Annotated in this window: 11 protein-coding genes, 1 tRNA gene and 1 pseudogene; 7 read left to right on the top strand and 6 right to left on the bottom strand. The window is 34.8% G+C overall.

Annotated elements, in window-relative coordinates; translation table 11 throughout:
* Positions 1–56: 56 nt before the first annotated feature.
* The 4 genes and pseudogenes from QO200_RS07735 to QO200_RS07720 all read left to right on the top strand — a co-directional run bounded on the left by QO200_RS07735 (position 57) and on the right by QO200_RS07720 (position 2,651).
* Complete coding sequence (locus QO200_RS07735) at positions 57–497, top strand: KTSC domain-containing protein (protein ID WP_339921332.1); 441 nt, start codon at positions 57–59, stop codon at positions 495–497.
* A 711-nt stretch (positions 498–1,208) separates the two neighbouring features.
* Complete coding sequence (locus tag QO200_RS07730; RefSeq protein ID WP_371538449.1) at positions 1,209–1,985, top strand: DUF4369 domain-containing protein; 777 nt, start codon at positions 1,209–1,211, stop codon at positions 1,983–1,985.
* Positions 1,986–2,003: 18 nt separating this feature from the next.
* Positions 2,004–2,390, top strand: a pseudogene (locus QO200_RS07725) (TlpA family protein disulfide reductase); the annotation flags it as partial.
* Positions 2,391–2,566: 176 nt separating this feature from the next.
* Positions 2,567–2,651, top strand: a tRNA-Tyr gene (locus QO200_RS07720).
* Between the two features lie 323 nt (positions 2,652–2,974).
* On the opposite strand, the gene QO200_RS07715 is transcribed toward QO200_RS07720, so the two are convergent.
* On the bottom strand, positions 2,975–3,664 hold the full coding sequence (locus QO200_RS07715; RefSeq protein ID WP_371538447.1) for an SIMPL domain-containing protein: 690 nt from the start codon (positions 3,662–3,664) through the stop codon (positions 2,975–2,977).
* Between the two features lie 53 nt (positions 3,665–3,717).
* A complete protein-coding gene (locus QO200_RS07710; protein WP_371538446.1) occupies positions 3,718–4,356 on the bottom strand; it encodes a rhomboid family intramembrane serine protease in 639 nt (212 codons plus the stop codon).
* A gap of 115 nt (positions 4,357–4,471) precedes the next feature.
* On the opposite strand from QO200_RS07710, the gene QO200_RS07705 reads away from it, so the two are divergent.
* Positions 4,472–5,341: a lysophospholipid acyltransferase family protein gene (locus tag QO200_RS07705; RefSeq protein ID WP_371538444.1), complete on the top strand. Its 870-nt coding sequence runs from the start codon at positions 4,472–4,474 to the stop codon at positions 5,339–5,341.
* A gap of 79 nt (positions 5,342–5,420) precedes the next feature.
* Entirely contained in the window at positions 5,421–6,986 is a 1,566-nt protein-coding gene (locus tag QO200_RS07700) for a YdiU family protein (RefSeq protein WP_371538442.1), read from the top strand.
* Positions 6,987–7,064: 78 nt separating this feature from the next.
* On the opposite strand, the gene QO200_RS07695 is transcribed toward QO200_RS07700, so the two are convergent.
* The 4 genes from QO200_RS07695 to QO200_RS07680 all read right to left on the bottom strand — a co-directional run bounded on the left by QO200_RS07695 (position 7,065) and on the right by QO200_RS07680 (position 11,287).
* The gene (locus QO200_RS07695; protein ID WP_371538441.1) at positions 7,065–8,552 is read right to left on the bottom strand and encodes an aminotransferase class V-fold PLP-dependent enzyme; all 1,488 of its coding nucleotides are present in this window, start codon (positions 8,550–8,552) and stop codon (positions 7,065–7,067) included.
* Positions 8,553–8,769: 217 nt separating this feature from the next.
* Positions 8,770–9,348: a porin family protein gene (locus QO200_RS07690; RefSeq protein ID WP_371538439.1), complete on the bottom strand. Its 579-nt coding sequence runs from the start codon at positions 9,346–9,348 to the stop codon at positions 8,770–8,772.
* A gap of 24 nt (positions 9,349–9,372) precedes the next feature.
* Positions 9,373–10,149, bottom strand: a complete 777-nt coding sequence (locus tag QO200_RS07685) for a membrane metalloprotease (protein WP_371538437.1) — start codon at positions 10,147–10,149, stop codon at positions 9,373–9,375.
* A gap of 94 nt (positions 10,150–10,243) precedes the next feature.
* Entirely contained in the window at positions 10,244–11,287 is a 1,044-nt protein-coding gene (locus QO200_RS07680; protein ID WP_371538436.1) for a hypothetical protein, read from the bottom strand.
* A gap of 247 nt (positions 11,288–11,534) precedes the next feature.
* Between QO200_RS07680 and QO200_RS07675 the strand changes: the two genes are divergently transcribed.
* Positions 11,535–12,050: an RNA polymerase sigma factor gene (locus QO200_RS07675; protein ID WP_371538435.1), complete on the top strand. Its 516-nt coding sequence runs from the start codon at positions 11,535–11,537 to the stop codon at positions 12,048–12,050.
* Positions 12,051–12,095 lie beyond the last annotated feature (45 nt).

The following is a 12,095-nucleotide window of genomic DNA, read 5'->3' as shown; positions in this document are numbered from 1 at the left end:
GTTCTGAAATCAAATTACATTGATTTTATACTAAAAGACAAGTAGTTACCATATTTATGAAAAAAATAGTTGAATACCGCAAACTGCTAAATGTAGAAAAAACCGCAGAGCTTAAAGAGTTAAAAACAATCTACCGTAATTCTATGAAGGAATGTCATCCTGATAAATTTCAAGGTGATGAGGCAGGATTAAAAGCAGCAGAAGAAAAAAGTAAACAAGTAATTGAGGCCTACCACTTCTTAGTAAGTATCAATCCTGAAACTACAAAGTTGAACTTACCTGAATACACAGAAACAATTACAACTGCAACAATTACAGATTACAAATTTGTTGAAGGTAGATTGATTATCAATTTTTCAAACGGTAGCGTTTATGAGTACATCAGTGTACCTAAAGCAACTTATGTAAAAATGGTAAATGCAGCTTCTCCTGGAAGATTCGCAAAAAGACATATTCTTAGTTCTTTTACTTGGAGAAAAACATTAAACCAAGACTAGATTACTCTAAAATAGAAATACTAAAAGCACTCTTAACGGGTGCTTTTTTTATACATCATCTTTTTTTAAAACTTAAAATTTCGCTACTACCTCCCCTCAGATTAATTATTCTAAAAAAAACAGCGAATTTTTTAATGACTAATGCCTTCTAGATACAGATCATATATTTAAAATGCCACAATAGGTTTCAACACGGAACCCGATTGCAATACTACTGTCTGATAAAGAAAGGTAAATTAAAGCCATTTATGTTTATTTTTAAATAACTTAGGAGAAGCAGTTTATTGCATTAAACAATAGGAAATAGAACTTAAATTTACCTAGCTACAGCCGTTATTCTAAATTCTTAAAACATAAACACCTACTGTTTTCCAAATTCAGGTCAGCAGATAGCCTATATAAATTATTTTAAGGCAATCCCTATTTTTCTGAATACAGATACTAACAAAAAATTAATAAGCAATTGATTACCATGAGAATAAGCGGCAATTCCTCTCATCAGACAAACTAATAAATATCTCTAGGCTAAAAAAGAGAGTGCCTGAGTCTTCGCTTACAAACACTCCTCTTTTATTCCCTAATTTAACAACTATCTGCTAATATTCATCATTATGAATACTAAAAAAATAACAAAAATTTAGGTTATAAAATTAATTGTACTTTAATAAATTTAAATACTTTTGCACACTTAACTTAATTAACTAATTAATAATGAAAAAAATAATTTTATTACTTTCTGTTGCTGTTGTTTTATTTTCTTGCAACAAAGTTGGAAAAGATGAATTCCTTATCACTGGTACTGCAACTGGTATTGAAAATGGTAAAACTATAATCTTAGAAACTCAAGATCCTACCACTGGCGCTATTACAGCTTTAGACACTGTAAAAGTAGAAAACGGTAAGTTTGAAATCAAAGGAAAAGTTACTGAACCAGCTTTCCATACCATACAATTAGAATCAGTAGCAGGAAAAGAACCTTACGGAAAAATTCCTTTTATCTTAGAAAATGGAGAAATCACTATCGCTATCGATAAAGACAGTATTCAAAAATCTAAAGTTTCAGGAACTTATAGTAATGATGAGTATGTTAAATTCAATGAGGAAATTAAAGTAGTTCAAAAGAAACTAATGGATTTCCAAACTCAAAACATGCAAGCAATGAATGCGGCGCAACAAACAAAAGATACAGCTGTAATCAATAAATTGATGCAAGGATATACAGAAATTCAATCAGAAGTTGGTGCTGCTACTAAAGCAAAATATACAACTTACGCTGAATCACATCCTAAGTCTTATATCAGTGTATTAATTGTACAAGGAATGGTTAACGATCCAAGTGCTGATATTAAAAAAACGGAGACAATTTTCAATAGTTTAGAAGAGTCTTTAAAAAACACTAAAGCTGGAAAAGCTGTTAAAACAAAACTTACTGAAGTTAATTCTCCTGCTGTTGGTGCTACTGCTGCTCCAATGGGAGACGCTAAATGAACTTCAAATTTTTCTGCGCCAAATCCTGAAGGGAAAGTAATTTCTCTTAAAGAAAGCTTAGGAAAGGTAACAATTGTAGATTTCTGGGCATCATGGTGCGCTCCTTGTCGACAAGAAAACCCAAATGTTGTTGCGATCTATAAAGAGTTACACGCAAAAGGTCTTAATATCATTGGTGTTTCATTAGATAAAGATGCTGCCAAATGGAAAGAAGCTATCGCAAAAGATAAGTTAACCTGGAATCAGGTTTCTAATTTAAAATTTTGGGATGAACCAATTGCAGCTCAATATGGAGTTGAAGCAATTCCTGCAACTTTTATACTTGATGCTTCTGGTAAAATTGTAGCAAGAGATTTAAGAGGCGCTGAACTTAAAGCAAAAATTCTTGAACTTTTAGCTAAATAATCGTTTTTCAAGAACAGATAAAAAAAATCTCCCTAGTGGAGATTTTTTTATTTTATTCAATACCAATCAGTTAAAAATAATAGTGAAATTAAGTGCATTATTTGTTTGCAGAAACGAAAAGTGTTACTATATTTGCCACCGCTAACAACAACATAAGTGTTGTACTCAAAGGCTTCGGGGAGATACTCAAGCGGCCAACGAGGGCAGACTGTAAATCTGCTGACTACGTCTTCGTAGGTTCGAATCCTACTCTCCCCACCAAATCGCTACAAGCAATTGCAGCGATTTTTTTTTGCCCCAATAAATGTAAATAAAACAGATCAAGGATCAAAAGCAAAAGTTGGGGATTATCCAAAAAGGTTAGATAATCTAAATAGAAGAAAATTAATTTTACGAACTCCTCTAAACTGACTTCTAAATCGCTTCAAGCAGCTATAGCTGTTTGTTTAGTTCCAGTTAGCATAACTATACACTACTCTATTTTTATTACCTCACAGCTTACAATAAAGCCAAAAAAGAATATAAAAAAAAAGCCCCGCCTCTTATTGAAAGAGACGGGACCTTAACTATTATTTATTCTGTTCTTATTCTAAAATAAAACTTACACTTACATTTGCAGTTATTGTGATTTCTCCCGCTGCCAATGTCTCTCTTGGCGCTGCACTCTCGTCCATCGACATGGTCTTCATTCTTGCATATACAGGCTGTGGTTGAGAGTTTTGCGAATTGTCTGAGATATTCATCGCTTTACCTACTTTCTGTCCCAAAACAGACACAAAATCCTCTGCCTTAAGCTTAGCGTCCTTCATCGCTAATTTTCTTGCCTCTGATTGGTATTGCGCTAATTTTGAAGACTGAAAAACCACATTATCAATCCTGTTGATTCCCTGATTCACTAAACCTTCCATTAACTCATCATATTTAGATAGATCTCTCAATATTATTTCAACCGTTTGAGTAGCGTTGTAACTCGTTTTCTTTTTTTCATAATCATAAATCGGATTTAATGAAACACGTTGTGTTCTATAATCAGCTGGTGCCAAATTCATTTTTTTTATGATTCTCAGTACCGCTTCCATTTGTTGGTCATTTTCCTTTTTTACGTCCTTAGCATTATTTCCTTTTGTTTCCACAGTGGCAGAAATGGTAGCCTGATCTGGAACAACTTTTACTTTTCCTTCTCCTACAACACTGATTTGAGGAACTTGTTTAATTTCTTGTGCATATGACATCGTCATAAACATCATTGACAGTACTACTAGTGCTTTTTTCATCTTGAACTATTTTAATTAATTTATGAACTAATATTCTTTCAAAAGTTATGCCACTATAATTTGCCCATTTTTGCCATCACAAAAAGAATAATTATAGGAATAGTAAGTAACACAACCATAAAAGTATGGTCAACTACTAAGTGAGGGTTAGATATCAAAGTAATCAAATACCCCCCAATAGCACCTCCAAAATGCGCCGTATGACCTATGTTATCGTTCTTAGCTCTCATTCCGTAAATAGAATAAAGCAAATAAAGTATTCCAAAAAGATAAGCCGGCATTGGAATTATAAAAAAGATCCCTAACATCATGTCTGGTTGCAATAATATTGCCGAATACAAAATACCCGTAACGGCCCCAGAAGCCCCTATCGCTCTATAATTATAATCGTCTTTATGGAACATGATAGTCAATAGACTTCCAAAAATTAAACTTCCAAAATAAATAATCAAAAACGACAAGCTTCCTAAATGACCTATAACCACAGGAGCAAAAAAGTAAAGCGTAATCATATTGAAGGCCAAATGCGCAATATCAGCATGAAGAAAACCAGAGGATATCAGTCTAATTTGTTCACCGGCGCGAACACTACCCATATGGAATTCGTATTTTCTAAAAAAAGATTGGTCATTAAACCCTTTCCAGCTAACTAATGCGGTTACAACGATTATTGCTATTAAAATGATATTCATAAAGTCTATTTATTGTGAATTACAAATGTACTAATTCTCATAGACCCTATTAGTACCTCATCAAAATATATCTGGTTATTCATTTTTGACTTATCTTTGCAAGAAAAAATACTGCATGCAATTTCTCGTTTTCATCATAGCTTACCCTTTTCTTTGGATTATTTCCATTCTTCCTTTTCGCATTTTTTACTGGTTGTCAGACTGCGTCTATTTTCTAGTCTATTACATTATAGGCTATCGTAAAAAAGTTGTTAGAGCAAACTTAGCTTTGGCACTACCTAATCTTAGTGATCAGGAAAGACTAGTAATTGAGAAGAAATCATACAGACACTTATGTGATATGTTTATGGAAATGATAAAAACCATGACCATATCATCCGAAGAAATGAACAAAAGATTTGTAATCACAAATATCGAGTTGATGAAAGAGTACGAACAAAAAGAAAAAAGCATTATGCTTATAGCTTCCCATTATGCGAGCTGGGAGTGGTTAATCACACTTAATCAAAAAATTAGCTATCAAGGGGTGGGCGTCTATAAAAAATTAAGTAACAAATATTTTGACAAACTCATCAGGGATATTCGATCAAAATACAATACAGAACTGGTTACCACCAGCAAAACGATTCCTTATATCTCCCATAATCAAAAAGAGAATATACTATCTATATACGGTTTGGCCAGCGACCAATCCCCAAAAGCTGGTAGGATTTTTCATTGGAAATCCTTTATGGGTGTCGAAGTTCCAGTGCATACCGGTCCCGAAATGTTGGCAAAAAAATATGATCTTAATGTGATTTTTGCAAAAGTAAAAAAAGTACGAAGAGGCTATTATGAAGCCACTCTGATTCCTATCAGTGATGATCCTAAGTCGGTTCCTAATTTTGAAATTACCGATGCTTTTATTCAGGAAGTAGAAAAACAAATCCATGAAGCTCCCGAATATTATTTCTGGACTCATAAAAGATGGAAACACAGACGCTAAGACGGACGCCATAATTTTAGTTTTAATTAACTGTTGGTCCAAAAATATTTGACTAATTTTGAGGCTAATGCAAAACAAAATGAAGTTAAAAATCAACAATAGATTTAGCGCAGAATTACCTGCAGATCCTGATGAAACCAATGTTACGCGTCAGGTAAAAAACGCTTGTTTTTCCTATGTTAAACCCCAAGTTCCTTCGAACCCCAAATTAATTCATTTTTCAGAGGAAGTAGCAGCGATGCTAGGCATTTCTAATGAAGAGATACAATCACCTGAATTCACAAATGTATTTTCAGGGAAAGAACTACTACCGGATTCACGACCGTACTCCATGAGTTATGCCGGACATCAGTTTGGTAATTGGGCTGGGCAATTAGGAGACGGTAGAGCTATTATTCTTGCCGAAGTAGAATACAGGGAACAAGTTTACACTTTACAATTAAAAGGAGCTGGTATGACGCCTTACTCACGCAGAGCTGACGGTTTGGCGGTATTGCGTTCTTCCATCCGAGAGCATTTGTGTAGCGAAGCTATGTTCCACTTAGGTGTTCCTACTACCCGATCTTTATCGTTGATGCTTACTGGAGACCAGGTTTTGCGCGACGTGATGTACGACGGAAACCCTGCCTATGAAAAAGGTGCCGTAGTTTGCAGAGTAGCACCCTCTTTTATTCGTTTTGGAAATTTCGAGTTATTCTCCTCACAAAAAGATCTCAAAACATTAAAGACACTCGCTGATTTTACGATTAAATACCATTTTCCTGAAATTAAAGGAAATACGACAGCCAATTATGCCGCCCTTTTACAAGCCGTTGCAAACAAGACTCGCGAAATGATTGTGCACTGGCAACGCGTTGGTTTTGTGCATGGCGTGATGAACACAGATAATATGTCTATTTTAGGACTTACTATAGATTATGGACCTTATGGATGGCTAGAAGACTACAACCCCAACTGGACTCCTAATACAACGGATCGTGAAAATCGCAGGTATCGCTTTGGCAACCAAGCCGAAATAGCACTTTGGAATCTATATCAGTTGGCTAATGCATTGTATCCACTGATCCAAGAAGCAGCTCCCCTAGAAGCAATATTAGAGGCCTTTCAGTCGCAATACGAGCAGGAATATTTAAGTATGATGCGAGATAAAATAGGACTATCCACTACAGAAGATGAGGACAACCAGCTTATTCATATCCTCACAGAAAATCTACAATTGACAGAAACGGATATGACTATTTTCTTTAGAAAATTAAGCCAAATCGAGAAAGAAAAATCCGTTGAAGATGCTTTTGAATTGATAAAAGAATCCTTTTACAAAATGGAAGAGCTTGTAGACAAAACATACGATGCCTGGATGTATTGGTTTACCCAATATTTAAACAGACTAAAACAAGAGTCAATATCAGATGCCGACCGTAAAGTTGCCATGGATAGAGTGAATCCTAAGTATGTATTGCGTAATTATATGTCACAATTAGCTATTGAAGGGGCCGAAAAAGAAGATTATTCGCTAATTGAAGAACTACACCTTTTATTAAAAAACCCTTATCAAGAACAAGCAGAGCACCAAAAATGGTTTGCCAAAAGACCGGATTGGGCCAGAGAAAAAATTGGTAGCTCCATGCTTTCCTGTAGTTCTTAAGATGAATTAATACCAACTAAAAAGCCCTTTAAGTATCTCTTAAAGGGCTTTTGTATATAAAACATATTTCTTAATGGGTTACATTGAAAACCAACTTTTAACCAATTCGTCTTCTAACGGCTGCGCATCCTTGTGGACAAACTCGTTACTATCTCTATTGTAGGTGTAGTCCAAAGCCCATGTTTTATGGTTTTCTGCCAAAGCCTTGATGCTGTTGCAAACAAATTCAATTTCGGCATTTGTTGTTGTAGGATGAATAGACATTCTAATCCAACCCGGCTTTCTGATTAAATCCCCTAAGGTAATTTCATCAATCAATTTATGGGACGTTTCTTGATCTACGTGCAATAAAAAATGTCCATAAGTACCAGCGCAACTGCATCCTCCACGAGTTTGTATTCCGAATTTATCATTTAGTAGTTTTACACCCAAATTGAAATGCAAATCTTCAATATAGAACGAGATTACACCCAATCGATCTTGGTGTTGTGCCGCCAAAATTTTAATATTCGAAATAGTTCCTAATGCTGAGAATATGTAATCTACAATTTCGTGTTCTCTTTTCAGGATATTATCAATTCCCATCTGGTCTTTTAACTGAATTACCAGAGCAGTCTTAATCACTTGTAGAAAACCTGGAGTTCCGCCGTCTTCCCGATCTTCTATATTATCAATATATTTATGTCCGCCCCAAGGATTAGTCCAAGAAACAGTTCCTCCTCCAGGGTTATCAGGAACTAAGTTTTGATATAATTTTTTATTAAAGACTAAAACACCGCAGGTTCCAGGTCCACCAAGAAACTTATGTGGTGAAAAGAAAATGGCGTCCAAAAAGCTTTCTGGATCTTCAGGATGCATGTCTATTGGCACATAAGGTCCTGAACAAGCAAAATCAACAAAGCAAAGTCCGTTATGTCGATGCATTATTTTTGCCACCTCGTGATAAGGTGTTCGTATGCCAGTTACATTAGAGCAGGAAGTAATTGATGCAATTTTAAAACTTCGTTCTTTGTATTTTTCTAAAAGTATTTCTAAATTTTCTACACTAAATAATCCATCTTCTGTAGCAGGGATAACTTCAACATCAGCAATCGTTTCTAACCAGGAAGTTTGATTCGAATGGTGTTCCATGTGCGAAATAAAGACAACAGGTTTCTTATCAGCAGGTACGTTTATAAAATCTTTCAAGTTCTCTGGTACTTTCAGTCCTAGAATACGTTGAAATTTGTTTACTACCCCTGTCATACCTGTTCCGTCCGTAATGAGAACATCATCACTATTTGCATTAACATGCTTTTTGATAATACTTCTCGAATGGTGGTATGCTTTCGTCATTGCTGTACCAGACACCGTTGTCTCTGTATGCGTATTGGCAACAAAGGGTCCAAATTTATTCATCAATTTTTCCTCAATAGGACGGTATAAACGACCGCTCGCTGTCCAATCCGTATAGATAATTTGTTGTTGCCCGTACGGAGAAGTGAAGTCTTGATCGATTCCTATGATATTCTTTCGGAATTGTTGGAAATATTGTTCTAATTGGGTTGGATTCTCTTTGGTAGTCATTATAGTCATTATTTGGTTGTAAAGATAATTGAATTTTAGGGAACCTGCAATTGAGATCGATTGTCATTCGGCCCAAGACTTATTATGGACGGCTGGAATTTATACTTTTAAGATAAGTAACAACTATTTCTAAAAACATCACTCATTCGAGATAAAAGCAAAACCCTTTCAAAGTACTACTCTGAAAGGGTTCATCCTATTATTAAAACGTCATAATTTACAAATCAAATCCAACTGAAAATTGCCAAACTCGGTTTTGTGCTTTTCCTTCGTCATACAAGTCTCCAAGGCCTAGGTGGTAACGCACTCCTAAACTTATTCCGGAATTAGTTTTAAAACCTGCTCCAAAGTTCATACCCCAATCAAAGTTATTAGGATCATATTCCTGAGAACTACTAAACAACCCATCGTATTCTTCCTTATGAGAAATAGCTAATCCTATTTGTGGCCCAGTTTCTAAGAAGAAGTTTTTAGAGGGATATGCTTTTAGCATAACCGGTAAGTTTATATAATTCAGTTTTTGGGTAAACGTGCCATTAACATCTTTAATTTCGTACCCTTGTTGCGAATACATCAATTCGGGTTGGATAGAAAAGCTTTCGCTGATAAATGACTCGCCGTAAACCCCTATTTGAAACCCGTGTCGCTGTCCCGTTTCTCCATCCCCGTCAAAACTTACTGCAGCTAAATTATATCCTCCTTTGATTCCTGCATTTGACTGGTGCGTCGCTGTATCCTGTGCGTTTGATGTAGCGATACCTACTAATAAAGCTAGTGTACTATATATCGTTTTCATGTTTTTATTATTTATGTTATTCTTCTATTTCCCCCCGTTTGCTTTAAGATCTGCTAAACATTGGGCATCCAGTTTTGGGGCTGAACCTCCTGAAACCATATTGGCAATTCCGCTTCCTGACTCTGCAGACCAATACATTAAACAACTTTCAACATTACAATGTTTTTCATGTTCTGTATCTTCATGATTGCTTTGCAAGACTGTCCCTAAATTAGTCAGTCCTAGAATATGTCCAAACTCATGTGTAATTACCGTGGTTTCAAATAAAGCCCTGTTAGGCTCAAAAGGACTATCGCTTAAACTATGAATTGTCTTCTCGTAAATCACGAAGGACGTATTTCTATAAGCAGTACCTAAAACATAGCTATTCCCTAAGTCAGAAGCAGATGCTCCATCAATAAAAAGAGCCCATACTGCAATTTGGTCTGCAGTGTTATATTTGGTTCTGTTGGCATCTTCGATAGCTACAATTTCTTCATTTGTAAATGTAGCTTTCCCAGGTGAAGCAATTGCTCTTTTTGCTACCGTTATCCCCCCTGATTTATTAATTCTGGCATTCAAAAAAGAAGTAAAATTACTAATTGTTGTCGCTGTCGGTTCATATCCTTGGACATAAACCACTTCGATTACCATGCTTTTATAAGTATCTTCAGATAATAAATCATGGGCTGAACTTCCCGTTGCTTTCTTATTATTACTAATCGAAAATCCGTCTACTAAAGCTGTATCTGTACTATCCTCTTTCGAACAAGAAACTAATAAGGCAAAGGCCATCATTACTAATGCAATTCTTTTTTTCATTTTATTCTTTTTTTAGGAATCCCATTTTTAAAAACAGCAACCGTTTCCAGTTGCTGTTCTAAACTTATCCATTATTTAAAACTAATCACTCAAATTATATTTGTTTCAACACTAAGGTTACAGCAGCATTTGTTGTGCTTTGCAACGTGATTGAAGTTGCACTGAAACTAGTTACTTTCCAAGTATTGTTCAGTAAGCTAAAAGAAGCATTTCCTGAAAAATTCAATTTCAAAAACACATCAGTCTGCGAACTTACCGCATAAGTACCTGTTGCAGCTGTGGTAAGACTGTTTACTACTTTAATAGACATGTCATTTGCAAAGTCTACAGTAAAATCTTTATAGTTATTCGCTGAGTCAACACCTGCATTTAAATAGGATTGTACTTTAAACATTCCGTTTACTAAAATAGTTTCCACTTTTTTAGAATTTTGAACTGCTTCAGCCATTGTTGCTTCTGTTTTAATAGAGGCATTAATAGTTGATTGAAATTCCGCATCACTGGATACCGTTGATTTTGTTCCATCAATCAGTGTAACTGACATTGGATAATTAATTGAAAACAATTCTGTACTGCTTATATTAGACATATACGTATATAATTGCTGTTCGGATGTTATAACCACACTCCCCGTTTGTTGTAAACTTACATTATAGATTAAAATTGTAATAGGAAAGTTAATTGTTACCGCAGAAATAGCATCTTGTCCAGAAGACTGAGCAGTCGTACATGCATTAAGAATAGCATTGTATTCCGTTTGATTGTTTACCGTAACCTCTGTATAGTTACTTGTTTTAACTTTTAAAGGAAATTGTAAGGTTACTGAATCCTGATCATTATTAAACTGCCCTAAAATAGAAATTACTTGTTGGTAATCTAATTGACTTAAAAGTGTTACTTGCACCCCATTTACTGTAGCTTTTGCAGGAAGCATAATTGATGAGCATGAAGTACCATCAATAAAATCGTCAAAAGAACCATCGTACATCGCAGTACGTTTCAGGTTGTTTGAAGTAGTTGAATTAGCAGCGTTTGTATTTGGATTCTCTCCTTGTACGTCATCTACTTCAATTTGGCATGATGTGAAACCTAATATAGTCATCAATGCAATTCCTGTAATAGTTTTTAATCTTTTCATAATTTACAAATTTAATGTTTTTCTAATGTTATACAGCGAGGATTGATTCGCCTTTCTGTTAGTAAGACAATCAACATTATTTTTACCCTACCCCCTTTTTTAATAAAAAATAATAAATTTAACAACCTACTTATAATCAATTATTTAAAATAATTAAAAAAACATAAAAAAATATCAACTTGCCTTGTTCCTCCCGTTGTTTAAAAAATATTTTACATTTACAGCCCATTCAATGAACCTACGATAAATGAATAACGGAGATAAAAACCTTTGTGAGGAGCAACATTTTAGCGACTTTTATATAAAGAATGTTCAATCAGCGACTAATTTTGCCTACTATAAATGCGGTGATAGCGATGCTGCCATGGATCTTGTTCAAGATGCTTTTGCTAAAATTTGGGAGAATTGTTCCCAGATTGATTTCAGTAAAGTCAAAACCTATTTGTTGACTACAGTAAATAATTTATTTCTAAATACTATCAAACACAATAAGGTAGTTATGGCTTTCGCCAAAGAGACGCCTAATTTAGACACTACAAATCAAAGTCCAGAATATCTACTCGAAGAAGAGGAATTCAAAGTAAAACTGCAAAATGCGATTGCGTCTTTAAGTGAAGCGCAGCGCGAAGTTTTTCTAATGAATCGAATTGACGGAAAAAAATACCGCGAAATAGCAGAACTACTTGATATTTCGCAGAAAGCCGTTGAAAAAAGAATGTCGGCAGCACTAAAAATTTTGAAAGCACAAATAGAAAATATATAATTATTTGATTTATAGTAGGGTAAATCGAATTGAAGTTGTCTTATA

It is taken from the genome of Flavobacterium sp. Arc3 (assembly GCF_041431375.1).
In the GTDB taxonomy this organism is placed as follows: Bacteria; Bacteroidota; Bacteroidia; order Flavobacteriales; family Flavobacteriaceae; genus Flavobacterium.
Note: the sequence above shows the minus strand (reverse complement) of the source record. Positions and strands in the feature narration are given on the sequence as shown.

Coding starts and splice junctions, on each gene's coding strand:
- QO200_RS07735 (WP_339921332.1), top strand. CDS start 57: ATGAAAAAAATAGTTGAATACCGCAAACTGCTAAATGTAGAAAAAACC.
- QO200_RS07730 (WP_371538449.1), top strand. CDS start 1,209: ATGAAAAAAATAATTTTATTACTTTCTGTTGCTGTTGTTTTATTTTCT.
- QO200_RS07715 (WP_371538447.1), bottom strand. CDS start 3,664: ATGAAAAAAGCACTAGTAGTACTGTCAATGATGTTTATGACGATGTCA.
- QO200_RS07710 (WP_371538446.1), bottom strand. CDS start 4,356: ATGAATATCATTTTAATAGCAATAATCGTTGTAACCGCATTAGTTAGC.
- QO200_RS07705 (WP_371538444.1), top strand. CDS start 4,472: ATGCAATTTCTCGTTTTCATCATAGCTTACCCTTTTCTTTGGATTATT.
- QO200_RS07700 (WP_371538442.1), top strand. CDS start 5,421: ATGAAGTTAAAAATCAACAATAGATTTAGCGCAGAATTACCTGCAGAT.
- QO200_RS07695 (WP_371538441.1), bottom strand. CDS start 8,552: ATGACTACCAAAGAGAATCCAACCCAATTAGAACAATATTTCCAACAA.
- QO200_RS07690 (WP_371538439.1), bottom strand. CDS start 9,348: ATGAAAACGATATATAGTACACTAGCTTTATTAGTAGGTATCGCTACA.
- QO200_RS07685 (WP_371538437.1), bottom strand. CDS start 10,149: ATGAAAAAAAGAATTGCATTAGTAATGATGGCCTTTGCCTTATTAGTT.
- QO200_RS07680 (WP_371538436.1), bottom strand. CDS start 11,287: ATGAAAAGATTAAAAACTATTACAGGAATTGCATTGATGACTATATTA.
- QO200_RS07675 (WP_371538435.1), top strand. CDS start 11,535: ATGAATAACGGAGATAAAAACCTTTGTGAGGAGCAACATTTTAGCGAC.